Source organism: Nostoc sp. DedQUE09, assembly GCF_034530915.1.
GTDB lineage: Bacteria > Cyanobacteriota > Cyanobacteriia > Cyanobacteriales > Nostocaceae > Nostoc.
Genome location: NZ_JAVRCE010000038.1, coordinates 46,044 through 70,825 on the forward strand (window position 1 = coordinate 46,044; position 24,782 = coordinate 70,825).

The following is a 24,782-nucleotide window of genomic DNA, read 5'->3' on the forward strand; positions in this document are numbered from 1 at the left end:
TAAAGGGCGATGCCTGCGGTAAGCTGTGCCTACGCTAATAATCCGTCGGCTAAAGTACCATAAACTGCTTGTTTTATAACTAATGCTTATGAGGAATAATGGGAGCATCACATTTCCTCAAGAAGCGATCGCTTATCAGTTCGGAAATTAAAAAAGCACTCAAACCACATTTTATTGTTATTGAAGTGCAAACTTCATATCTGTCAACTCTAATTCTCCTCCGGTTGTTGTTAATACTAAATTAACGCCTAAAACACTTTTTCCTGTAGTTGTATAGTTAGTTGCAGGTATTTGATTAGTCAAATCAAAATTCATAGCACTTCCATAGTTCATTTGATATGGAGTTGGTTGATCGCCAACTAAAAATGATGAGATGGTTATTTGTGCTGGTGCTTTCTTGACTACACCTTTTAAAGCTAAAGGCACAAGCCTAAATTGCTTTTGAGTATTAGAGGTATTAATTCTAACGATACATCTAGCCCTTGGCGATTGTGCATTTACAGTTATAGGAGAGTTAAGTGTAAACTGATTTATTTGCGGATCGAAACTTATATTACATCGCCTATTAACCAAAAATTTTGGCTGGTTGTCTATTGCAGTAGCAGTGCTAGATGAATTGGCATCATAACAATAGAAAAAAAACAAGCATATTAACATGAAAAAATTACGTGCATCACTTAATTTCAACATAACTTACTCTCCGTCAACAGAAATTTGTAATCTTAAAGAAGAATACATTCGGTAGATTCAATGAGTGGGGGATTTAGACCCATCACTCATTGAAGACCACTAAATTTGGAATTTGTGCGGTGTATCACCATCTATCCGCAGAATCGCTAAAAGCGAGGACTAGCAACGTCTTAGGTCAAAATAAAGCCTTACATCCCCAGCATTGATATCGGCTGTATCAACGAAAATAGAACTTCCTCGCGAGGATTGTGCAATCATATTAATACCTAATAGTCCTTGCCCACCACCACTACATAAACCTGTAGCAGCTAGAACAGTAATCTCATCTTGCTCCGCAAATGCCTTACTAGATGTAAACTTGGTAGTTTGAGGGGAAGCTACGGCTTGACCAAGAGCACCACCACTAAAGCTATAAGTTCTGCTTAAGCTGGTACCTTTACTCCCTCTATCAATATCAGTATTTCCTTGGTACAGTACTTGTACATCTTGGACGATGAAACCACTTGGAATGAAAGTTTGAACACGTAAAATACACTTTTGACGCTGACCATTGAATGCACTCATGTTATCCAAGATGATCGATAAGCTTCTACCATCATCTCCAGGAAGCTGACCAGCAACACTACATCCGCCAGAACCGAGTGCATCTCCAAAAGTAATACTAGGCTCTTCAGCCAAAACCTTGGTAGCAATCACATTCAGGCCAAGAATTGTAGATAGAGATAGTAATACACCAAATTGTTTAAAGTTCATATTGATTGTACCTATGTTGTTAAAGTTGTTTTTTCATGGAAAATGCAGCCAAAATGCATCTCCCCCAACTATTTAACTAGTGCAGGATAAATCTTTAGAAGGTTTACTTTATTTAGAAACTAAATCGTTTTTAACTGTGGCAGGAATTAACTTAATGTAGGTATGGCATCACCTACGACGTAGGATTCACCTGTAATAGCCTAAAGTCTTGAGATTAAATAATGGCATTTTCTCTGTAAAATCCATGAGAGAACTCTCCTATAGATGCAAAAGTAGAATTAAGCTTCAATACCTTTGCTAACAAAAGAGTTTGTCTCGCTTTTGCCGAAATACCCCAATGCAAGAAGGCTGTAAACTCTCAAGCTAATTAATTGCAATAGTTGAGTATCTCTATCTTGAAGTTATAAAAAGAATGTGAGGAACTTGTGAAGAAACATGGTGCTTATTAAAACTTAAATTTTGTCAGGATTCAGGCTGTAGTTTGCTGAAATATCAACAAAAGTAATATTAAAACTACAGAGTTGGTCATTATATAAGATATCTGATTAAAAAGAATGTGAAGAACTTGTGAGGAAATACGGTGCTTATTAAAACTTAAGTATTGACGGAACTCTCAAATTTGAATAATTTTTAGGTAAGGGCAATACCGTGCGGGAAGCCGCTTCTATATGAGACGCTTTGCTAATGCGTCTACATGAATTGCCCTACCTAAAAATCTGTTTCAACTCAATAGCTCCAAAATTTTAGGGGTAGTTATGAAACCACCCCTTTATTCTCCTAATATTTAGAATTTACTTACAGACCCCTTAACAGGAAGTTAATTTACTCAGAAATGTTAATGGAACTTTCAACTTGAGAAGTAGCCAATGTTGGTGCAGAGAAAATACGCGAGTACAGACTTGATGGTTGTTGATGAGCAACAACTGGTAGAACTTGACGAGCATGGGCGGCTAATTCTACTGCTTTCACATCATAAGTCTGCGTTGCTAACTTAGGATAAAATCCGATTCCGATGATTGGCAGTAACAAACAAGCGGTAATAAATATTTCGCGGGGTTTGACATCAGATATTAGAGCATCCAAGTGCAACTCCTGATTTTGCTCACCGTAGAACACTTGACGCAGCATCGACAGTAAATAAATCGGTGTCAAAATCACGCCAACCGCCGACAGCAGCACGACTACAACTTTGAAACTGGAACTGTAAACATCACTGCTGGCGATACCCAGAAACACCATCAACTCACCCACAAAACCACTCATTCCGGGTAAAGCGAGAGAAGCCATTGAACCAATGGTAAACAGAGCAAAGGTTTTGGGCATTACCTTAGCCATACCGCCCATTTTATCCATCATCAAGGTGTGGGTGCGATCGTAAGTCACGCCAGAGAGGAAGAACAAGCTAGCAGCAATCAAGCCGTGGGAAACCATCTGTAACACTGCACCACTGATACCAAGCTCTGTGTAAGAGGCAATCCCAATCAGCACAAACCCCATGTGGGCAATTGAAGAGTAAGCCAAGCGGCGTTTGAGATTGGTTTGGGCAAAAGCACAGCAAGCACCGTAGACAATGTTAACCACACCCAAAACTGCTAACACTGGGGCAAAAGTCACATGGGCATTAGGCAACATTTCCACATTGAAGCGGATGAGGGCATAACCACCCATTTTTAACAACACACCAGCCAAAATCATTGAACCGGGTGCTGATGCTTCACCGTGGGCATCAGGCAGCCAAGTGTGTAAAGGGAAAATCGGTAACTTCACACCGAAGGCAATCAAGAAACCTGCATAAACCAATAATTCCAAGGTTTTGGGGTATTCTTTCATTCCTAGAGTCGCCATATCGAAAGTGACGGTATCTCCAGAGAATGCCATTGCAAAACCAGCAATCAAGATAAATATTGATGCAGCAGCGGTGTAAAGAATGAACTTAGTAGCGGCATAACGACGGTTTTGTCCTCCCCAGATGGAAATCAGCAGGTAAACCGGCACTAACTCGATTTCCCACATTAGGAAGAACAACAGCAAATCTTGGGCAACAAATACGCCAAGTTGAGCGCTGTACATCGCTAACATCAAACCATAAAATAATCGCGGCTTGGTGGTAACTTTCCAAGCCGCGAATATTGCGAGGGTATTTATTAAGCCTGTCAGAAGCAGTAAGGGCATCGATAAACCATCAACCCCCACCGCCCAATGCAAACCTAACTGCGGTATCCAAGGATAGTTTTCTACAAGTTGGAGTGTTGAGCTTTGGAAGTCGTACTTATACCAAAAGGCATAAATCATCAGTGCAAAGTCGGCGATCGCAACTCCCAGACCATACCAGCGAACAGTTCTACCTTCTTTGTCTGGGATTAGGGGGATGGCTAGGGTAGCCACCAAGGGTAAGAGGATTATGGTTGTTAGCCAGGGAAATTCTATAGCATTCATCACTTCTGACAATCAATTTGGCTTATCGCTTTTGATTTCATTATATTAAGGAATCAATACTTTTGTAAACATTCTTTAACTATAGAATATTAGATTTTTGGTATAGATAAGAATTTATACTCATTGAATGTCGAATTATCAGGATAGATAAGAATAAATACTTATCAGTTTTTGACGATTCCATTCTAAATGTAAACTTTTGCAACGTCAACAAAGGACAGCAGCTAAAGCCACCGTTACAATACAGTTACATTTCCTGCTTCAGCCCTATTGTCAGGGCTATCTAGTCTAAACTCCAGTAAGTTGATTCATAGACTTAACCCCCAACACTTCCCAACTAGCGTTGGGCAGGGTGGAGAAAAATGGATAACTAACAAGTATGAATCTCGTCTAATCAATTGCAGCAAGTCCCAGACTATATGGTATATCCGGGGATGAAGACATGAATTATGGTTGGTATAAAAAATTAGTAAGATAGCGATCGTACAGCCATTAATATCCGAAGTATACGATGCGCTACCTAATGCACTTTTATGTAAACTTACTTGAACTCGAAGATGTATCATCCTAATTCAGTGTTATCCACTCACAAAAACTCATGTAATTCTTCTATAGTGAGTGAAGCATGGTAAATATTAGGTTCGACTTTATAGATTTCAAAAAAAGAGGCGATCGCTTCATTAAGTTGCTTGATTGCTGCTTCTTGATTTATCCCTTGTCCTACCAGTCCATTCTCTAAGCATAAAGCAACCCAATAACCCCCACTCTTTCGCAAAACTGTTGTGTAGAAGTCCATAAATGTTTTCAACTTACCACATTTTATTATTTTAGTGATTGATAATATTTTAGGACTTCATCTTTTGATAGTGGTTTTTCTTCCTCTACTTCCTCCATGAGTTTTGCTAAACCGTAATTCTCAAGAATTTCTTCAATTTTTTCAAATTCAGCGATAGGAATTTGTACGGCAATAGGTTGTTGATTTTCGTCAAGAAGATAATTTTTGTGAATTTCAAGCATTTTAGTAATTCCTATGTGTAAAAATCAATTGCTATTCACCTGTGAAAATTTTGGTGTCAGATAATTAGATTTTAATAGTTTATCGCGATCGCATAGATTGACCTCTCCCCCAACCCCTCTCCGAAGCGGAGAGGGGAGCCAGGTTTTTCCCCCTTCCCTTGTAGGGAAGGGGGTTAGGGGGTTAGGTCTGTTGAGAACAAGCTGTGGAAATACGCATCAGAACTTTATCAAGTTCGTGTCTCACTTCTTGATTTTTAATTCGCAACAAACGCAGTCCCCTAGCTGACAAAACTTTGTCCCGTTCTGCATCATATTCGGCTTGTTGTTCATGAATTTTGCCATCTACTTCTATCACTAATGCAGTTGCGTGACAATAGAAATCTGCAATAAAGCCATTGATAATCTGCTGACGGCGAAAGTGCAAACCATTCAAGCGATTAGCACGAAGATGTTGCCAAAGAATTTTTTCTTCTGGTGTCATTTGCTGACGAAGTTCTTTGGCACGTTGCACTTTAACTAAGTCTGCTTTGTATCCGATTACAATATTGCGAGTTCCCTTTTTTGTCAGTGGATAGGGTTCTTCGGGTGTTGGATTATCCATTTATAAAGTACGAAAATAGGTGTTTATATGTGAATGACCTCTCCCCCAGCCCCTCTCCGAAGCGGAGAGGGGAGCCGGATTTCTCCCCCTTCCCTTGTAGGGAAGGGGGTTGGGGGGTTAGGTCTGTGTGCGAAGTACGAAGGTGCGATCGCGCAGACACAAAAAAACCCCTCTTAAAGGTAAGAAAGGGGTTTGTAGATTATTTGTGTGCTTGATAGATGATGCTTCTATCAAATCTTCCTAGACTCACCCAGACAATCTAGGATAAATTTACAAATACTGCATCATTTTGTTGCTCCTCATATATTATTTATTTAAGTTTTTAATAAATGGGTATAATAAATAATATTTTTATTTAAATTAAATCATTAAATTGATCTTCAGTGATGAAAATATCCTTAAGGATTTTCTTAAATAGCCCAGTCCCAACCTCGTTACAACCGTGGTTTGGAACTGTAGTTGCTCGTCCATCTGGATGTCTCCAGCGAGCATGGGAACACTTCTTCTTAGCTTTTTCAAAGCCTAGATTGCTAAGAACTTTCTCAATGACTTTTACCTTATGCGGCATAGTTTTACCTTGGGTTTAACTTTGCTGGACGGTTAGAAGTCATCGCATTCTTCAAGCACACTATTCAATTGTCAAGGTTCAGCTAGGCTATGAGTCAATTCTAAGAGCAACTAATTTAAGTGTCAACATATACTCATGCTGACACCTTATTGTTAACTATTTCAGCTTCAGTAACGTTTATAGGTAAACAATTTTTTAGTATAGATATTTAACCTTAAGCTACGATAAGTTCTACATTAGAAGGAAGTGAGCGTCCTTCTTCTTCGTATTCTTCCTGAATCATTTCAAACACACAAGCAAGTTCTCTCCAAGCTTCATCTGGGGTTTTTCCCCAAGCATGGCAGCTGGGAATAGCAGGAACATATGCTATGAACGTACCGTTGTCATCAGGGGCAACAACACTAGTATAGTCTTGCAGCAATTTCATATGCAAATGTTTTTGCATGATAGTATATTCAAGTTTATACATAATATTAGCATACTCTAAAAGCTGAGATCAAGCTTTGTTGAAACTATGGTATAAAAAATTCATTCCTTCTTTCAACTTAATAACTATTTTTTAAAGTTTCTTCTAATGTAAAAGGAGATTCTTGAGGAAAGAAATTTAATTTAATCCCTGTTTCATCAGATGCTTTGAAACGAGCCTTGTGATAACAAGCTTCAAATACTTCTGCAAGTAGAGGTTGCAAACTGGGGCTATCTTCTAATAATGTTTCAATACAAATACGCTGTTCAGAAATAGTACTGCGCCAACTTTCACTACGTTTCTCTGGTTGATATTGCCATTTTAACAAGTGCATTAATAACACAATTAATCGATTTTTTAACTCGCGTTTTTCACTTCTCCCCATGCTTTCAATTTCTTCAATTAAATTAGGTATATCTATTTCATTAAAATTATTTTCTTTTAACTGCTGGGCCATTGTTTGTGTCCACAAGTAAAAGTCTTGTTCATAGAGATTTTTTTCGTTGATAAAAGATAGATTATTCATTAATATTCCTCTTAGAAATGCTAAATATTAGGTGGGCATAACACCCACCTAATTAAACTATACTAACAACGCCTGCTCTTCTTTAGAAATCACGCGCCCTTCATCCTCAAAACCGACGATTTGATCGAAGTTCAAATACCGATACAAATCATCTGCAAAAGGATGAATTCGACTCGCCACAATATCCAAGTATTCCTGCACTGTCGGAAGCCGTCCCAGCAGGGCACAAACTGCGGCTAATTCTGCTGAACCAAGATACACTCGCGCATCTTTACCCATGCGATTATTGAAGTTGCGGGTAGAGGTAGAAAATACTGTTGTGCCATCAGCAACTCGCGCCTGATTACCCATGCACAAACTGCACCCTGGCATTTCTGTTCTAGCACCCGCAGCCCCAAAAACGCTGTATACACCTTCTTCTTTTAATTGGTGTTCATCCATGCGCGTTGGTGGTGCTATCCACAGGCGAGTTTTCACTTCACCTGCGCCTTCCAAAACTTTCGCTGTTGCCCGATAATGACCAATGTTAGTCATACAAGAACCGACGAATACTTCTTGCACTGGATCGTTAGCAACTTCCGATAATAACTTAACATTATCGGGGTCATTGGGAGCAGCAACAATTGGTTCTTTAATTTCGTTCAAATCAATTTCAATTATTTCGGCATACTCGGCATCTGCATCGCCTTCTAATAATACGGGATTTGCTAACCATTCTTCCATCTTTGCCACACGGCGCAGCATGGTACGCGCATCTTGATAGCCCCGTGCTATCATATTTTTCAGCAATGCTACGTTAGAACGCAGATATTCAGAAACTGTCTCTACACTCAGCTTAATTGTGCATCCGGCACAAGAACGTTCGGCACTAGCATCGGTGAGTTCAAAGGCTTGTTCAACTTTTAAATCTGGCAAACCTTCTATTTCCAGAATTCGCCCGGAGAAGACGTTTTTCTTGTTCTGCTTCTCTGCTGTCAGCAAACCTTTTTGAATTGCCACGTAGGGAATGGCATTCACGACATCGCGGAGGGTAATACCTGGTTGCAATTCACCTTTAAATCTTACCAATACTGACTCTGGCATATCTAAAGGCATCACACCCAAGGCGGCTGCAAAGGCCACTAATCCAGAACCGGCGGGGAAGGAAATACCCAAGGGGAAGCGGGTGTGAGAGTCGCCGCCAGTTCCCACGGTGTCGGGTAGCAGCATCCGGTTTAACCAGGAGTGGATGATACCATCACCGGGACGGAGGGCAACGCCGCCACGAGAAGCAAAGAAATCGGGGAGTTCGTGATGGGTTTGGATGTCTACTGGTTTGGGATAAGCTGCTGTGTGACAGAAACTTTGTATTACTAAGTCTGCACTGAAACCAAGACAAGCGAGTTCTTTCAATTCGTCGCGCGTCATGGGGCCTGTGGTATCTTGAGAACCAACGGTGGTGATGATGGGTTCGCAAGATGTGCCGGGACGCACACCAGGTAATCCGCAAGCTTTACCTACCATTTTCTGTGCCAAGCTGTAGCCTTTGCCTGTATCAAAGGCTTGCTGGGGACGGGTGAAAACGGTGCTGTGTTCTAAACCAAGTGCAAGACGAGTTTTGTCGGTAAGGGTACGTCCAATAAGTAGGGGGATGCGTCCACCTGCGCGGACTTCATCGAGGATGGTGTCAGGTTTGAGGGTAAAGGTGGAAATGACTTCGCCTGCTTCGTTGGTGATTTCGCCTTTGTAGGGATGGATGGTAATTACCATGCCGGTTTCGAGTTTGGTGACATCGCACTGAATAGGCAAAGCACCGGCATCTTCAGCTGTGTTAAAGAAAATTGGCGCGATCGCACCACCTAAAACATAACCCCCTGCGCGTTTGTTTGGCACAAAAGGTATGTCATTTCCCATATGCCACAATACTGAGTTGATGGCAGATTTACGCGAGGAACCTGTACCAACTACATCTCCCACGTAAGCTACAGGATGCCCTTTTTTCTTCAGTTCGGCAATGGTTGCCAAGCTTCCCGGTTGCCGTGACTCTAACATCACTAAGGCGTGTAAGGGAATATCTGGGCGAGTTGTGGCGCTTTGGGCAGGGGATAAATCGTCGGTATTGGTTTCGCCAGGAACTTTAAAAACGGTGACAGTAATCGCTTCTGGAACTGTGGGGCGAAGGGTAAACCATTCAGCTTCCGCCCAAGAGTCAATCACCCGTTTGGCGAAAGGATTGGTTTTAGACAACTCTAAAACATCGTGGAAGGCATCATATACCAAGAGGATTTTGCTTAAAGCGTTGGCGGCATAAGCGGCGATGGGTTCCTTTCCTTGTCCACCCATTACTAAAGGTGTTTCAGATGAGCCTGAGACAGATACAGTGGGCCATTGCAGCAAATCGATTAAAGATTGCACATTATAACCACCTACCATTGTGCCCAGCAATTGCACCGCTTCTATGCGCGAAACCAAGGGACTGGTGATTTCCTTTTTGGCGATCGCAGTGAGAAATCCAGCTTTGACATAAGCTGCTGGATCGACACCAGGAGAAACGCGATCGCGCAATAAATGTAATAATATATCCTCTTGACCCTTTGGCGGATTTTTCAGTAATTCACATAATTCTGAGGTTTGCTTCGCATCCAATGGTAAAGGGGGAATACCGAGTGCTGCTCTTTCGGCAACGTGTTTCCGATATTGTTCTAGCATTTTTATGTTCTCCATTGGGATGTTCTATCTTCAATTATGAAATTTTTAGGCAATACTTGGCTATAAAAGTTTAGCTTACTTTTATGATGAAAGCCTTACTGGTAATCGGTTATTAGCAGGTTTTTTTATACTGAAAGAAAAGTATGAGGTGAATAGAATTCGCTACTACACAAAGAAAGTCCACCTCCGTGGACTAAGAGTAAATCAAGAATTTTTAACCCACGGAGGTGGGTTTCGTATTTCGACTCCGCTCAACACAAGTCTGTATAGCCGCGACTTCTAGTCGCCAGGTGTATTAATAAATTAGATTGATTGTTGGTTTAACCAAGTTTCTAAATCAGCGACGTTAGAAAAGTCTAGCAATGCTTCTCCTAAATTCTCTAATTGTTCAATCGATAAATATTGAATTCGCTCGATTAATGATGTATCAATCTCACCAATACGGCGATTGAGTAAACGCAGTATTAAATCTTGCTTTCCTTCTTGCCTTCCTTCTTCTTTGGCTTGTTCTCTGTCTCGTTGATAAAGTGGTTCTAATCGCATAATTAACTCCCTATCATCTGCTTCTAATTCTTGGTTTACTCTCAAGTTTTCGCGCAAGTTGTAAACTAATTCAAGAGTTGCTTTCTGGTATGGATGATCTAATGGTAACGCTTGCAACTCGATAATCGCTTGTGACTGCACACTTCCCCTACCTAAAAGCCTTAACCATAATCTCTCTGGTGTTTGCGGTAGTTGGTGTATTGCTACAATTGCTGTTCGCAACGCATCTGGAAGAAAATGTACTCCCGATAACCAACCTGCTTTTTGCATAGTTCCAAAGCTAGATAATCTAGTTTCAGATATAGTAGGTGTAAGAATCCACAATTTTGTAATTTCGGGTCCTGAAGTTTGGTTTTATTGGCTTTAGCTTCTCGTCGTAAGAGAGCCTTGATTTCTAATAATTTGAGAATACAGTCGCAGATTTCATCGGTAGAGGCTGGATTGCGGTATGGTTCTATAATTGCAGGCTGTTGGGCAAATCTCCCTAACAAACCAATGATAATGCGATCGGGCATTTGGAAAAATTTCAACATGGAAGTTCAGCCAAAAGAAATCAGGAATTATTTAAGATTTGACGGTATAGATATTTTTTCTGAGTGGTTTGACTCTCTGCGAGATAGAAAAGCAAAGGCTAAAATCAGAGCAAGGCTTGACCGAGTAGAGGAGGGTAATTTAGGTGATTGTAAATCAGTTGGTGATGGTGTTTTTGAACTTAGAATAGACTATGGTTCTGGCTACCGCATATACTTTGGACAGGAAGGGTCAACAATTATTATTCTTTTGTGTGGTGGCGATAAAAGTACTCAAGATAAAGATATTGCTAAAGCCAAGGAATATTGGGAAGACTACAGAAGTAGAGATAGATGATGCCTAAAAGTACAAGCTATCATGAAAAACTGATTCAAGACTTAAAAAATCCACTAGAAGCAGCAGCTTATATTGAAGTTGTTTTAGAAGAAGGCGATCCAAAAATGTTGAGTAAGGCGCTAAAAAATGTCATAGAAGCGCATGGTGGAATTGATCAGCTTTCTGCACAAGTCAAGGAACTCTACAATAAACTTGACCAGATGCTATCCGAAAAAGGAGAGATTGAGTTTTACAGTCTAAATTCTTTGTTAGATGTTTTAGGGTTACATTTAGCAGTAAAAGTAAAGTTATAATTTGCAATGACGCTCCTTCGTCGCTCTAAGCGTTGGCGCAGCCTATCGTAGACAAGCCATGCCGTTGGCGTTCGCGCAGCGGCAGGACAAGCCTCTCCTAGAAAATGCTTTTCGCTGCGCTAACGCAATGGGCTAACGCAATTTGCAATTTGCAATTTAATACGGTTCAGTTAGGGCCAAAAAACTTAAACTGTGTAGGTTGGGTTGAGGAACGTAGGCCCAAAGGGGCAATGCGCGTCACCAATTCTACATACAGCGACCAAGCCGCCTTCTTTTGTGTGGTGTCAACTTTCCAAGACATCGAACCAATGCCAAAAGACACACTTACAGATACAGTCTCTAAAGAAACGCGATGCCTACGGCGGGCTACGCCTACGCGCATATTTATAGTAAGCAAATTTAACTAATTTATTTGTGTATTATATAGTAAATAATGTTACTAATCTAAAAATTGTTCAGAATTAGTTGCTATAATTATTGATCTTTTATCTAAATTTTTATAGTAACATCTGGATATTTTTAACTAATTCAGATAAACTAATACATTTGTCCGTTGCATCACGCTTCTTTTGTATATGCCCAAAACTTACACCGTAGAAATTGATCACCAAGGCAAAATTCATACCTTGCAAGTTCCTGAAAATGAAACGATCTTATCAGTTGCCGATGCTGCTGGTTTGGAACTGCCGAGTTCTTGTAATGCAGGTGTTTGCACAACTTGCGCTGGTCAAATAAGCGAGGGAACTGTGGATCAAACTGATGGTATGGGCGTTAGTCCAGATTTGCAAAAGCAAGGTTACGTATTGCTTTGTATTGCCAAACCCCTTTCTGATTTGAAAATTCAGACGGAAAAAGAAGATGTACTTTATCAGTTACAATTTGGCAAAGGCAAATAATCAGCGAACAGTTATCAGTATATCGGATGATTATTCATAACTGAATAACTGTTCACGGAGATTACCAAATCTGATAAGTTACACAAGTATTTCATTGCAGATGAAATCAGCTATTCTAGAAACTAGAAATTAACAGGATTTACCAAAATGACAACTCATTTTATTACCGCAGAAATTGATTTACAAGAAACTCCCGCAGAGTTACTAGAAGTAATTGAAACAGAGTTAAAGAAACAAGGCGAACCTCTGCGTTGGGCAGTTACTTCCGTGGACGTTGACGAACAAAAAGCTACAGTTGAAGCCGTGGTGACTAAAGTCGGTAGTTAGGAGTAATTCAATTTTGGATTTTGGATTGATGAAAAAATCTAAAATCCAAAACTGTCACTGGCAGAGTTAGAAGTTTATGGCTTCTAATTTACGGTAAGATATCTCTCTAATTAAGTTTTCGCTTAGACAGGATAACAGCCACCGGACATAATATAAATGCACAACGTAGCTAGCAAAATATAAATGCACAACGTAGCTAGCAAACGTTTACAATTTCAATTTCTCACCGCGAATCGAATAATCTAACAACTCCATCGGGTGAATAACTGAAATTTTCTTACCTTGCAACTGCAAATGCTTAGTAATTTGCAAAGTACACCCAGGATTAGCAGAAGCAATTAACTCAGCACCAGTATTCAACAAATTCTCTACTTTTTGCCGACCCAATTCTTCAGAAACTTCTGGTTGCAGCATATTATAAACCCCTGCACTACCACAACATAAAGCTGCATCTATTGGTTCTCTCAACTTTACCCCTGGAATTTGTCGCAACACCTGACGCGGTTGGACGCTAATCTTTTGTCCATGCAATAAATGACAAGCATCTTGATAAACTAAATTCAAGGGTTTATCTGTCAGGGGTGAAAGTTTTGCTGTTAACCCAACAGTTGCCAAAAACTCTTGAGCATCTTTAACTTTCGCTGCAAAATCCTTGGCCTTTTCCCGATATTCTAGGTCATCTTCTAAAATATGACCGTACTCTTTTAAAGTATGACCGCAACCAGCAGCATTGATAATTACAAAATCGACATCTGTCTTGGCAAAACTATCAATCATCTGCCTTGCTAAAGCTTGCGCCTGTTCTGTTTGTCCTTGGTGTTCAGGAAGTGCCGCACAACAACCTTGAGATTTGGGAATCACAACTTCACAACCATTTGCTGTTAAAACGCGCACTGTGGCTTCATTTACGGGGGAGAAAAACAGGCGTTGGACGCAACCCAAAATTACCCCGACTCGATACCGCTTTTCACCTTTAGCAGGAATCACAGTAGGCAAATTATCTTGAAAAGATTTGAGAGTAATTTCTGGCAGAATTGATTCCATTGCTGCCAAACGGGGCGATATTTTATTTAGTAAACCCGTAGCCCGAAATAATTTAGCAAAGCCTAACTTTTGATAAACTAATAACGGAACTAATAAAACCCGTAAAAGGTTAGGATAAGGAAACAAAGAAAATATCAGTTGACGAAAAAATTGATCTGGTAAACTACGGGGATAATTGCGTTCAACTTGATGACGAGTTGCAGAAATTAATTTGTCATATTGCACCCCCGAAGGACAAGTACTCACACAAGCAAGACAGCCCAAACAAGAATCAAAATGTTCTACCGTTGCCGTATTTAGAGCAATCTCACCCTCGTTAATTGCATCCATTAAATAGATACGTCCTCTAGGAGAATCCATCTCTTTACCCAGCACCCGATAACTGGGACAAGTTGAGAGACAAAATCCACAATGTACACAACTATCAATCAACTTCGGATCAGGTGGATGATTAACATCAAACCCCTTTAAATTTTTTAAACTAGCCGTATTATTAACAGAATTATCTGAAACTTGCATATTTCTACTTTTCCCCTCTTCCTTTGCATCCTTCGAGTCCTTCGCGGTTCGTTCTTAAATTCCACCTACAAACCGACCAGGACTTAAAATATTCTTACTATCAAACTGTTCCTTAATACGGCGCATCAACGGTAAAGCATTCCCCGTATAACCCCAAACATCTATTTGTTCTTTAACCCCAACTGGTGCTGACAGAATTGTTAAAAAACCTTTATTCGCTTGAGTGCGAGAGCTTACAGCAGAGCCTAGCTGATCGCGGATTTTCAAAACTTGATTTTTACTCTCTAATTGTAACAAACCTAAACCACTACTAATATGAATTAAACCCAACTCCACCTGAGTCAAAATCTCCACAGCAGCAGTAGGTAACACTCCTATTTTGCAGGTAATTACAGATTCTGTAGCAGTACTATGTATTCGTTCCTGCAATCTCTGCCATAGATTAGCTTCATCATCATCGGCAAAAATTGCCCCATTTAACCCTAACTTTTGTGCAACTTCCAAAACTCGGTTTGATTGTTCCTTAACACTCTCACTAATACTTTGAAAGCGAGCAATTAATCCCAGCCCTTCACCCAATCCTAAACTAGACACCAATTTAGTTGATAGCAAATCAGCCTGAACTGGTGTTAACGCCGAACCCCGAAGGATATCAGCCGCTTGAGATACAGCCTCAGCTTTCCCAGTTAGTACCACCGTCCCCGATGCCTCGGCTAGCGGATACAGGCGAAAGGTTAGTTGACTAATAAAGCCTAATGTGCCATAAGACCCCGTAAGCAACTTCATCAAGTCATATCCGGCGACATTTTTAACTACTCTTCCCCCAGCTTTGGCGATTTCTCCGTCAGCACGGACAAAGGTAATACCTAGTAACTGGTCGCGCACACTGCCATAACGTTGCCGCAGAGAACCTGTATCACCTGTGGCAACAATACCGCCAATGGTTGCTGACTCTGGTGCTGTGGGGTCAAGGGCAAGAAATTGCCGCGATTTTGCCAAAAGTGCTTGCAAATCAGAGAACTTCATCCCAGCTTCTACGGTGACAGTCAAATCGCCAACGGCGTGTTCAATCAGTTGGTTGATGCGTTCTGTACTAACTACAACATCAATGCTTTTTGCTAAACCACCCCAGCTAAGTTTACTCCCACTACCACAGGGAAGGACGCGCCAGTTATTTGCGTGAGCTGTGGTAATGACTGCGGCTAGCTGTTCTTGGCTGCGGGGATAGACAATACAACTGGGTGAATTTCCAGAAGCTATAGCTTGTTGGATACGTTTTTGCTGACTGAGTTCGATATTTCCCCAAAGGCAAATAGCATTTTCTTCACCGACGATAGACGCAAGTTCAGAAGCGCAGATGCCTTGCGGCTTGTCGTTAGACATCGCTTTCATTGAGTTTATTTTTTTACGCCCTACTTCTAATTTACTGGCTAACCTGGCCAAAAAAGCACATTGCCATTAATATACGGTGGCTTTTAATATGAAAAGCGGTTCCTACGGCTGGTTGCGCCAACGACAGCTCGTAATTAGCGCCAAATAAAAGAAAGTTTGTTTTTCAAGCGATCGCTACTCATTTACAATAAACTTTTTACCGCCTTTGTTAAAGCTAAATAAAGTTATGATGCTCTTGTATTAACAGCGATCGCACTTTGGTTGGGTAAGGTATTAGCCTTATCCAACCTATAATTTTGTGAATTTGTTGATAAACTTTGAAATTTAAGTGGAGAAAGTAGTAGATGAGTAAATTTAACTCATCTACTACAGGTAGAGTTAGGAGACAATTTGCATATATACAAGATATTTTGTAGAAAAATTATCAATTATAGCGGTGTTATTTGAATAGACTATAGAAGTTGAGAGATAAGTATGAGTGTAGGCTATAAATAATTTTAATATTGCAATAAAAGTGCAATTTCTGAAAGTAAAGTTATGTGGATCTGATTAACTTTAAAAAAAGTAACAGATGGGTAAAAATTACCCCTCTGCTACGAGCAAACGGAGGTATAAACTTGATTATTTAATTGGCATGAACCAATTCTTGAGGTGCTGCGGCATCATATTCTACAGCTTTAACAAATTCCTTGAGAACGTCTTTGAGTCTTTGCTCAATTTCCTCATCTAACAGAACGCTGTTATCGGCTTGGCGTTGAATTTGTTTGTCTACTGCATAAACAGTAGCGAGGATATGCCGCGCTCCTAATTCAGATAACACAGGTTTTAGGGCATATTCAATTGCTAATAAATGAGCGATCGTTCCACCCAGAGCAATTGGTAACACAGGTTTACCTGTTAATGATTTTTGTGGCAGCAAATCTAGAAATGTTTTTAGCACTCCTGTGTAAGCAGCTTTGTAAATTGGGGTGGCAATAATCACACCATCTGCCTTTGCTAATAAAGCTTTTGGCTGTTCTAAAGCAGGGCTGTCGTATCGTCCAAAAACTAAATCTTCAGCAGGCAAATCCCGAACTGAAATAATGTCTACGTGCAACCCTTCTTGCTGTAAAAGCTGGGCAGTGTATTCGACAACACCATAGGTTCTAGATGGATGGGTTGGGCTACCTGCGATCGCTAAAATATTTGTCATTCAATTAAACTCCCAATTTCTAAAACGGGTTCAGTATGTTTTGTGGTTTTGGTATTCATAGCTGATGCTGTGTTGACTTTCTCACTCAAGCGTTTGTAAGGATGGCGCAAACTCATACTCTCTACTTCCCATATGTAGCCATGAATAACTACATCTTGGGGAATTAAAGGAGAATTCCGCAGTAATTCCACCTGCTGTGTGCAGATTTCATCCACATCGGTAAAGGTTTTGATCCATTTGGAAAAAACGCCTTTTGGTAGCTTCAATTCTGGCAAAGCAGGATCGACACTAACTCGATCTACGTCAATACCTTGATTTTGCAATACCTCACTGAGAAAGTCTCCTGATGCTGTCATCATGCCACATTCGGTATGATTAATGACGATGATTTCTTTTGTGCCAAAAAACTGTGTAGTTAACATCGCTGACCGAATTGCATCATCTGTAACTAAGCCCCCAGCATTACGGAAAATATGAGCATCTCCTTCACCAATTCCTAATGCTTTCTCCACTGGTAAACGTTCATCCATGCAAGCTAGCACCCACAAGCGTTTATTGTTAGGTATTCCCAACTGACGACGCAATACACACGCTTCTTTTTCTGAGATTTTTTGGTCGATTTGTTGGTGCAGCATAGCTATTAATCTCCTAGTTCATAACTACTAGGATATGGACGTTGCTCTTTCTTGAAGCTTTTGCTTAGGGAAATCTTCATTTGCCACAATCTCGCCGAATGGACTTAAGATGTGTTGCTTCTCCACTGTGGGTAAATTTTCTAATGGCAAATGGGGAAATAGAAGTTCTGCAACTCGATAAGCTTCCTCTAGGTGGGGATAGCCAGAGAGGATAAAGGACTCAATACCTAAATCTCCATATTCTAATATCCTGGCAGCTACGGTTTGGGGATCGCCGACTAAGGCTGTTCCCGCACCACCCCGAACTAAACCGACTCCCGCCCACAGGTTCGGGCTAATCTCTAATGCCTCACGATTACCGTGGTGTAATTGAGTCATTCGCTGTTGCCCAACTGAATCCATCCGGGCGTAAGCTTTTTGGGCTTTAGCGATCGCTTCGTCATCCACATACTTAATCAATTGATTCGCCGCATCCCAAGCTTCACTCTCGGTTTCGCGCACAATTACATGTAGGCGAATCCCAAATCGCAAAGTTCGGCCTTGTATTTCTGCAAGTCTGCGAACTGCTGCAATCTTCTCGGCTACTTGCGCCGGTGGTTCACCCCAAGTTAGATAGACATCTACGTGCTTGGCAGCAATTTTTTGAGCAACAGGAGAAGAACCCCCAAACCACAATGGTGGATATGGCTTTTGGACGGGTGGAAACAGCAGTTTACCATCTTGAATATTGAGATAATCACCCTGAAGATTGGCTTGTTCTCCACTAGCGATCGCTCGCCATACTGTTAAAAATTCATCTGTTAATTCATAGCGCTGATCGTGATCCAAATGCAAGCCATCTCCCGCTAACTCCACGGGATCGCCACCAGTCACGACATTAATCAGCAAGCGTCCCCCAGAGAGGCGATCAAAAGTCGCCGCCATCCGCGCCGCTACTCCAGGTGATACCAAGCCGGGACGAATCGCTACCAAAAAACGCATTTGTCGCGTTAGTGATACCAACGTTGACGCTACAATCCAAGCATCTTCGCAAGAACGTCCCGTGGGCAGCAATGCCCCTGTATAACCAAGGTCATCCACTGCTTGGGCAATCTGCCGCAGATAAGGAAAGCTTACTGCCCGTCCACCTGTAGCAGTTGCAAGGTAACGTCCGTCGCCATGAGTTGGGATGAACCATAGTAGCTGCATGAATTCTGTCCTTTTAAACTCCGGCAATTCGATAGAAATACCGTGCTTTACTTGTAGTTTTTAGAGTATCACATATTCTACTGAACCAAGCAAGAAGTTTTCCAAAAAACTCCGGTATCTTTATCAAACCAATGTATATTAAGCAGTGTCAATCAGTTGGGGATTGAGCATTAGTATAGTTATTCTCTCTCTACCCCCTTTCTGTCTCTAGGAAGAATCCAGCAATGGTGGCTTTGTGTATATTGGTTTACTTATCTATAACCTTTTGTTAAATTAACTTTAATGTACTAAAAACCTATTGATTTGCTGTGCTTAAGTTTTTAGCTATAAAAGTGGATAGCCATCCATCTCACTGCTAATAAGTGCAAAATTGTGTTCTATCTCTAGGAGAAATAAGGCAATGGGGCCAATGTTTATTGCTGCCAACGATTGGCCACATATAGCGTTTAGATTATCTTTGGCGCTTCTGGTTGGTTGCTTGATTGGATTTAACCGTCAGCAAGGGGGTAGGCCAGCAGGGATGAGAACATTCATGCTTGTGAGTATGGGGGCAGCATTATTTGTGATGATTCCTTTGCAGGCTGAGGGCGAAAGTCCCTATGCTGCTACCAATGCACTGAGTCGCACAATTCAAGGTGTAGCTACCGGGGTTGGATTTCTTGGAGCTGGATTGATTTTACAAGAGTCTCCGAGAAAATCTGCAACGCCAAAAGTAAAAGGTTTAACTACAGCCGCCTGTGTCTGGACGGCGGCTGGGTTGGGGGCTGCAATTGGTTGTGGTCTATGGCAAATGGGATTATTGGGAGGCTTACTGACTCTGATTACCCTAAGTGGCGTGAAGCGGCTCAATCGCACATTTGTATTACTGACGAGTCAGGGTAAACAAGGGACTACTCAGGATCTCACAACCATCTCTGATGAAGATGATGATTGACTATCGTTATCCTCTAATTGAAAACTGTACTTGTATTATCCAAAATTAAGTCAAATCGATCGTAAGTAGAAGGACTAAATTAAACCTAACTTAAGATTGCTGGGTTTCGACTGCGCTCAACCCTCTTTTAATCAGGCTACTGAGCATTGAGCGAAGTCGAAATGCGTCTTCTAAATAATTGTGTCCACCTAGTATTTTATTGAAAAATAATTTGTTGTTTCTTAGCCAATTTTAATCAGTTTATCAGGGCTAATTCAGAGCGATCGCTGATTATAGTCATTCATGTAGGGAATCCCGTACTGGAATTGATTGGCCAGTGAACCGGAAAATAGAAAATAATAGATATATGGACAAACGCTATTTTTTACAGGCTGGTGCAGTCATAGTCGGCACAGCATTGTTATCAAGGTATATCAATTGGGGGTCACAAGCAATGACAACTTCTCAGAGTGGATTTGAAGTTACCAAACCAGAGTCAGAGTGGCGCACGATTTTAACGCCAGAACAATTTAATGTATTACGTAAACATGGAACTGAACGCCCTTACACCAGCCCATTGGATAAGGAATACAACCAAGGCACTTATTATTGTGCCGCCTGTGAACTACCACTGTTTACATCTGATACCAAATTTAATAGTGGTACTGGCTGGCCTAGCTTCTTTAATCCAATTGAAGGTGCGATCGCCACTACTGTAGACAAGTCGTTGTTTATGACCAGAACTGAAGTGCATTGTAGTCGCTGTGGTGGTCATCTGGGTCATGTTTTTGATGATGGGCCTGCACCCACTGGGAAGCGTTACTGCATGAACGGTGTTTCACTGAAATTTGAGCCTGCTTGATTAAGTTACGTCACCGATAGCGTAGCATTAGCGAGTCAAGACCTTCCTACGTCGCTAATGCTGCACTATCGGGCGTCACAGCCCGTCCTAATATCGCACACACAACTTAAATCATCAGATTTTGATACTTGACCAAGGGTGAATAAATTTTTGACAATAACTTTTCCTATTCAGTCCTACTGGACGAAGTATTGTCAATGTAAGGAAATGCAACTCTTGGTCTTTGCTAGAACTATTTACCTGAGTCTTTTTTCTCCTTTTTGTCTTTGGGATCTTTTTTAGGTTTTTTAGCTTCTTTATTACTTTTTCTTTCCTTCGACATCAGCGTTCTCCAACTAAGTGAATCAGTAAAAGTTTTCGCATTCTGTCGTCAGGAAATCAGGATATTACTTACCTGATATTCTTTTATGGTAAAAAAGAAAGTATCAGACAGAAATGCTACTAACTACCATGATACGGTGTTGTTTGATTTTCGTCTGAGAGCCTTTTTGATCTATTTGAACCACAATCGTCTGTAGGGTAGCATAGCTAGCTGTGCTACCCTAATCATTTACAGTGTCGCTACAAGTTCTTTTAAGCGATCGCGTCCATCGCGAAAAACAGGCCATCCATCCCCTACCAACACTGCTTCTACGCGACTTAGTTGAGCCAACCTGCGAATAGAAGCAACAGCCTCCTCTCGATTCAGCAGCTTGTCATCTGGTAAGATCGTTAAGCTACCTGCTTTGCGTGCCCGTACTAAATCGCCTGTAATTAAAGTTGTCTCCTCTAGTAACAAAGCCAACTCACCGGGAGTTTTAGAACCATTAAGTTCAATCACCTCCAGTCCTGGCACAAATTCTTCACCATCAGATAGCCAGCGATCGCAAGCTATAGGAAAAGTGTCTTTTTCTGCAATCGGGCCAGCAATCTTAGCATAGGTTTGATCGGCAATTTCTTTACTTGCCCTGATATGCTCAGAATTCGTCAGCACAATCCAAACCACACCGCCGAGGGATTTTAGATGATTCCAATCATGGTTTGATAGGGCCACTGGGTCAATCAAGATGTTGCCATCTGGGCGAATCCAGGCAATCCCATTGAAATCAATATTTCTTGCCGGATTGAAATTAGACCAGCTATACAGATCGGGACGGTGCAAAGATTTCATGATGATTCTGGATCGTTACTTCAATAATTGACTATTAATCTCAATAATTAAGTATATAGATTATGAGGTTGTATTCCCTCTGGATCGGAAATTTGACTATACTACGATAAATCTACCAGCATTATGGATTTTATCGAGTTTGCAGAAATTCCCGGTTAACGGCAATACGGAGGTATTAGGAGTGAGTAAGATTGGACGGCAAAAAATATCAGCGAAGGCAGAACAGTTTACAGAGTCCGTGATTCGAGAAATGACCAGGGTGGCACTGCAACATGATGCAGTAAATCTAGCGCAGGGGTTCCCTGATTTTTCTTGTCCCTTGGAATTGAAACAGGCAGCATATCAGGCGATAGAGGCAGATGTTAATCAGTATGCCATTACTTGGGGCGATCGCCCATTTCGTCATGCGATCGCTAACAAAGTCCGTTGGTATCTCGGCTTAGATATCAATCCCGAAACCCAAATCACCGTTACTTGTGGTTCCACAGAAGCTATGGCATCTGTAATGCTAGCAACAGTCGATCCAGGTGACGAAGTAATTGTATTTGAGCCATATTACGAAAACTATGGCCCCGATGCGATTTTAGCTGGTGCTATACCCCGCTACGTCACACTGCATCCTCCTGATTGGACATTTGATGAATCACAGTTGCGTCAAGCTTTCAATGCCAATACCAAAGCGATTATTATCAACACACCCCACAATCCCACAGGTAAAGTCTTCACCCGTGAAGAACTCACTCTAATTGCTGAACTTTGTCAAAAATGGGATGTGTTAGCGTTCACTGATGAAATCTATGAACATATTCTCTATGACGGCACTCAACATATTGCCCTAGCGACTCTTCCCGGTATGGAAGAACGCACCGTTACTATTAACGGTTTATCTAAAACTTATAGCGTCACTGGATGGCGAGTCGGCTACATTTTAGCAAACCCCGAATTAACAGGGGCGATTCGCAAAGTCCATGATTTTCTCACCGTTGGCGCACCTGCACCATTGCAACGAGCCGGAGTTGCCGCCATGCAACTACCACCATCCTATTATGAAGAACTAGCCAAACTTTATCACCAAAAGCGAGACAGCATCTTACAAATTCTAGACCTAGTTGGAATTCCCTATTTCGTTCCCAAAGGAGCCTATTACGTTCTTGCAGATATTTCCAAATTTGGCTATAAAACAGATGTTGAATTCACTTACCATCTGATTAAAGATATTGGTGTTGCTGTAGTTCCCGGTTCTAGTTTTTTCAGTCAACCAGAAAAGGGACATTCGTTAATCAGATTTTGCTTTAGCAAAAGACCTGAGACATTAAAAACAGCTAGCGATCGCTTACTCAAATTGCAATCTTCTTCATAACCTACATTATAATATTATATTTATTTTTTATCCTCTCTCATGTAAGTTGTGAAACTTATTTTTTGTGAGGCACTTTTGTTTTAGGTGCGGTTTAAATTCCATTATAAATGATGAATTTTCAGACTATCTATCCTTAAATTAACATAAATTAATAAACTTAGATTAATATAATTTTACAAATGCTTGATCTAAGCATTTATTTGTTAAAAAACAATAACATTTTTTCGAGTTAAATTTAACTCTAACTTTTGATCCCCGACGTTAATTTAACTCGTTAAACTAAACCCCACTTTAAAGCGAGGGTTTCTAAACCTTAATGTATAGTATTCCTCATAAAAACAACACTAAATAACTGTAGAATTAGTTCAAATTTCCGGTAATTATATCGGGATAGTAGGCTTAAAAGTTCTGGATTAAAAACCCCATTGACTCTTTAAAAGGATAAGACTAATGTGATGAGTAGTCCTTTCAAGGACACTATTTTATGCATCAAAAAATCAGGAGGTATTTCCGATGATGATGATGATGATGACTGAAACCATGACTCCAGAAATGCAGACTTGCATGGATGTTTGTATGGACTGTCATAAAATGTGCATGGAAACCATGACTCATTGCATGAGTAAAGGTGGTCAGCACATGGACAAGAGCATGATGAGCATGATGAGCATGATGCGCGATTGCTCTGAAATGTGCATGATGTGTATGAATATGATGATGAGCGGTTCTGAGTTCATGGAACGCACTTGTATGCTTTGCGCGGAAATGTGCGATCGCACTGCAATGGCGTGTGAGATGATGAGCGATGACGCAAAAATGATGGAATGTGCTGCTGCTTGCCGTAAGTGTGCAGAGTCTTGCAGAAGTATGCACATGATGCCCGCATAATTCCCCTAATTAGCAGAAGTTTCTCTGCAACCTAATATTCAAGCGCTCAGACTCTTTGGAGTCTGGGCGCTTGAAGTAAAAATTTAACTAAAATTTGAGGCGTGGAAGCAATACTCAAATGGTATGTTGGCGATCACCTTTACATGAACAACTGTAAGCATTGGCTTGTAGACGGGCAATGTCTACGACGGGCTACACCTACGCACCGATGATACAGCCCTAATTTACTGTTGTTTCTGTACTTTTGCCATTTGTCATTGCCTTCTCTACATTTGGTGCGATCGCGCTTGTAGTCGGTTCAGCGTTAGATGCACGCTTATTACTCTTGCGCCGCTTTCCTCCCGCCTGCACATACTGCAAACTGTTTTTACCGTAGCGTGTCCTTACACTCATCAACATCTTTTCCGAATAGCTGCTCAAATCTTCCTCTAGTAATTGAATTTGCCCGATCGCTTCATCTAGGGTAGAAAGCATTGTGTTGTAGCTTGATAGCTTGGTTTGCAAGGTTTGAATCCGCCTTTGATACTCCGTCAAATTCAAGCCATCAGCAAATTCCAGCGTTTCACTAATCGATCGCATCCCCGCAATCCGTCGCGTTGCCTTATCCAATACCGTAGAACTGCGTTTCAATCTTGCCATATATGCGTTTGCTCCCAAAAAAATATGTGCAAATTAATACATATCTATGTTTCAACTCTAGCCATTTGCCATTCTCATTGACCTGAGCAAAAACAACCAAAAATACAGTATGGTCTAATATATATTCACTAATGTTACTTAGAAATAGTATAATTTAAAGTATAAAAACTACATATATTACTATTAATTCTTTAATCCTTAATATCGTGTTGGAGTACCCAAATATCGTGTTGAAGTACCCGAATATCGTGTTGAAGTACCCAAATATCGTATTGGAGTACCCAAATATCGTGTTGAAGTACCCAAATATCGTGTTGAAGTACCCAAAT

Annotated in this window: 26 protein-coding genes and 1 pseudogene; 8 read left to right on the plus strand and 19 right to left on the minus strand. The window is 40.9% G+C overall.

The features are described from left to right. Positions 1-177: 177 nt before the first annotated feature. The 11 genes and pseudogenes from RMY27_RS22150 to RMY27_RS22200 all read right to left on the minus strand — a co-directional run. Complete coding sequence (locus RMY27_RS22150; RefSeq protein ID WP_322666827.1) at positions 178-690, minus strand: hypothetical protein; 513 nt, start codon at positions 688-690, stop codon at positions 178-180. A 159-nt stretch (positions 691-849) separates the two neighbouring features. Then, entirely contained in the window at positions 850-1,443 is a 594-nt protein-coding gene (locus tag RMY27_RS22155) for a DUF4360 domain-containing protein (protein ID WP_322666829.1), read from the minus strand. An 822-nt stretch (positions 1,444-2,265) separates the two neighbouring features. Then, the gene (locus RMY27_RS22160) at positions 2,266-3,879 is read right to left on the minus strand and encodes an NAD(P)H-quinone oxidoreductase subunit 4 (RefSeq protein ID WP_322666831.1); all 1,614 of its coding nucleotides are present in this window, start codon (positions 3,877-3,879) and stop codon (positions 2,266-2,268) included. Between the two features lie 586 nt (positions 3,880-4,465). Beyond that, entirely contained in the window at positions 4,466-4,675 is a 210-nt protein-coding gene (locus RMY27_RS22165) for a type II toxin-antitoxin system HicB family antitoxin (RefSeq protein ID WP_322666833.1), read from the minus strand. A gap of 26 nt (positions 4,676-4,701) precedes the next feature. Next, positions 4,702-4,896, minus strand: coding sequence for a hypothetical protein (locus tag RMY27_RS22170; protein ID WP_322666835.1), 195 nt, complete (start codon positions 4,894-4,896; stop codon positions 4,702-4,704). A 181-nt stretch (positions 4,897-5,077) separates the two neighbouring features. Continuing rightward, the gene (locus tag RMY27_RS22175; protein ID WP_322666837.1) at positions 5,078-5,497 is read right to left on the minus strand and encodes an endonuclease domain-containing protein; all 420 of its coding nucleotides are present in this window, start codon (positions 5,495-5,497) and stop codon (positions 5,078-5,080) included. Between the two features lie 355 nt (positions 5,498-5,852). Then, positions 5,853-6,065, minus strand: a complete 213-nt coding sequence (locus RMY27_RS22180) for a type II toxin-antitoxin system HicA family toxin (protein ID WP_322666839.1) — start codon at positions 6,063-6,065, stop codon at positions 5,853-5,855. A gap of 214 nt (positions 6,066-6,279) precedes the next feature. Then, positions 6,280-6,492 carry a type II toxin-antitoxin system HicB family antitoxin gene (locus tag RMY27_RS22185; protein ID WP_322666873.1) on the minus strand — a complete coding sequence of 71 codons (213 nt, stop codon included), beginning with the start codon at positions 6,490-6,492 and terminating at the stop codon, positions 6,280-6,282. 118 nt (positions 6,493-6,610) lie between these two features. Further along, positions 6,611-7,057 carry a DUF29 domain-containing protein gene (locus RMY27_RS22190; RefSeq protein WP_322666841.1) on the minus strand — a complete coding sequence of 149 codons (447 nt, stop codon included), beginning with the start codon at positions 7,055-7,057 and terminating at the stop codon, positions 6,611-6,613. A gap of 57 nt (positions 7,058-7,114) precedes the next feature. Continuing rightward, on the minus strand, positions 7,115-9,745 hold the full coding sequence (gene acnB, locus RMY27_RS22195) for a bifunctional aconitate hydratase 2/2-methylisocitrate dehydratase (protein WP_322666843.1): 2,631 nt from the start codon (positions 9,743-9,745) through the stop codon (positions 7,115-7,117). 303 nt (positions 9,746-10,048) lie between these two features. Beyond that, positions 10,049-10,788, minus strand: a pseudogene (locus RMY27_RS22200) (DUF4351 domain-containing protein); the annotation flags it as partial. Positions 10,789-10,819: 31 nt separating this feature from the next. Here RMY27_RS22200 and RMY27_RS22205 point away from each other — a divergent pair. Both RMY27_RS22205 and RMY27_RS22210 read left to right on the plus strand, forming a co-directional pair. Further along, positions 10,820-11,155: a type II toxin-antitoxin system RelE/ParE family toxin gene (locus RMY27_RS22205; RefSeq protein WP_322666845.1), complete on the plus strand. Its 336-nt coding sequence runs from the start codon at positions 10,820-10,822 to the stop codon at positions 11,153-11,155. Continuing rightward, entirely contained in the window at positions 11,155-11,448 is a 294-nt protein-coding gene (locus tag RMY27_RS22210; protein WP_322666875.1) for a hypothetical protein, read from the plus strand. Before RMY27_RS22205 ends, RMY27_RS22210 begins: the two co-directional genes overlap by 1 nt. Before the next feature lie 166 nt (positions 11,449-11,614). On the opposite strand, the gene RMY27_RS22215 is transcribed toward RMY27_RS22210, so the two are convergent. Next, the gene (locus RMY27_RS22215; RefSeq protein WP_322666877.1) at positions 11,615-11,830 is read right to left on the minus strand and encodes a hypothetical protein; all 216 of its coding nucleotides are present in this window, start codon (positions 11,828-11,830) and stop codon (positions 11,615-11,617) included. A gap of 193 nt (positions 11,831-12,023) precedes the next feature. Between RMY27_RS22215 and RMY27_RS22220 the strand changes: the two genes are divergently transcribed. Continuing rightward, a complete protein-coding gene (locus RMY27_RS22220) occupies positions 12,024-12,344 on the plus strand; it encodes a 2Fe-2S iron-sulfur cluster-binding protein (protein WP_190894962.1) in 321 nt (106 codons plus the stop codon). 147 nt (positions 12,345-12,491) lie between these two features. Beyond that, positions 12,492-12,671, plus strand: a complete 180-nt coding sequence (locus tag RMY27_RS22225; protein WP_322666848.1) for a hypothetical protein — start codon at positions 12,492-12,494, stop codon at positions 12,669-12,671. 207 nt (positions 12,672-12,878) lie between these two features. Here RMY27_RS22225 and RMY27_RS22230 read toward each other — a convergent pair whose 3' ends face one another. The 5 genes from RMY27_RS22230 to ssuD all read right to left on the minus strand — a co-directional run bounded on the left by RMY27_RS22230 (position 12,879) and on the right by ssuD (position 18,641). Further along, the gene (locus RMY27_RS22230; RefSeq protein WP_322666850.1) at positions 12,879-14,234 is read right to left on the minus strand and encodes a (Fe-S)-binding protein; all 1,356 of its coding nucleotides are present in this window, start codon (positions 14,232-14,234) and stop codon (positions 12,879-12,881) included. A gap of 54 nt (positions 14,235-14,288) precedes the next feature. Next, complete coding sequence (locus RMY27_RS22235) at positions 14,289-15,626, minus strand: FAD-binding oxidoreductase (protein WP_322666852.1); 1,338 nt, start codon at positions 15,624-15,626, stop codon at positions 14,289-14,291. Positions 15,627-16,251: 625 nt separating this feature from the next. Further along, positions 16,252-16,818: an NADPH-dependent FMN reductase gene (ssuE, locus tag RMY27_RS22240; RefSeq protein WP_322666854.1), complete on the minus strand. Its 567-nt coding sequence runs from the start codon at positions 16,816-16,818 to the stop codon at positions 16,252-16,254. Continuing rightward, complete coding sequence (locus tag RMY27_RS22245; RefSeq protein ID WP_322666855.1) at positions 16,815-17,453, minus strand: carbonic anhydrase; 639 nt, start codon at positions 17,451-17,453, stop codon at positions 16,815-16,817. The genes ssuE and RMY27_RS22245 overlap by 4 nt, the downstream gene beginning before the upstream one ends. A gap of 27 nt (positions 17,454-17,480) precedes the next feature. Then, positions 17,481-18,641: an FMNH2-dependent alkanesulfonate monooxygenase gene (gene ssuD / locus RMY27_RS22250; protein ID WP_322666857.1), complete on the minus strand. Its 1,161-nt coding sequence runs from the start codon at positions 18,639-18,641 to the stop codon at positions 17,481-17,483. Positions 18,642-19,041: 400 nt separating this feature from the next. On the opposite strand from ssuD, the gene RMY27_RS22255 reads away from it, so the two are divergent. After that, complete coding sequence (locus RMY27_RS22255) at positions 19,042-19,575, plus strand: MgtC/SapB family protein (protein WP_322666859.1); 534 nt, start codon at positions 19,042-19,044, stop codon at positions 19,573-19,575. A 346-nt stretch (positions 19,576-19,921) separates the two neighbouring features. Beyond that, positions 19,922-20,416, plus strand: a complete 495-nt coding sequence (gene msrB / locus RMY27_RS22260) for a peptide-methionine (R)-S-oxide reductase MsrB (RefSeq protein WP_322666861.1) — start codon at positions 19,922-19,924, stop codon at positions 20,414-20,416. Positions 20,417-20,966: 550 nt separating this feature from the next. On the opposite strand, the gene RMY27_RS22265 is transcribed toward msrB, so the two are convergent. Beyond that, positions 20,967-21,566, minus strand: a complete 600-nt coding sequence (locus RMY27_RS22265; RefSeq protein ID WP_322666863.1) for an MBL fold metallo-hydrolase — start codon at positions 21,564-21,566, stop codon at positions 20,967-20,969. 181 nt (positions 21,567-21,747) lie between these two features. On the opposite strand from RMY27_RS22265, the gene RMY27_RS22270 reads away from it, so the two are divergent. Both RMY27_RS22270 and RMY27_RS22275 read left to right on the plus strand, forming a co-directional pair. Beyond that, a complete protein-coding gene (locus RMY27_RS22270; protein WP_322666865.1) occupies positions 21,748-22,926 on the plus strand; it encodes a pyridoxal phosphate-dependent aminotransferase in 1,179 nt (392 codons plus the stop codon). A 516-nt stretch (positions 22,927-23,442) separates the two neighbouring features. Continuing rightward, complete coding sequence (locus RMY27_RS22275; protein ID WP_292776694.1) at positions 23,443-23,814, plus strand: four-helix bundle copper-binding protein; 372 nt, start codon at positions 23,443-23,445, stop codon at positions 23,812-23,814. A 219-nt stretch (positions 23,815-24,033) separates the two neighbouring features. Here the strand turns inward: RMY27_RS22275 and RMY27_RS22280 are convergent, their stop codons facing one another. After that, the gene (locus RMY27_RS22280) at positions 24,034-24,453 is read right to left on the minus strand and encodes a hypothetical protein (protein ID WP_322666867.1); all 420 of its coding nucleotides are present in this window, start codon (positions 24,451-24,453) and stop codon (positions 24,034-24,036) included. Positions 24,454-24,782: the final 329 nt, after the last annotated feature.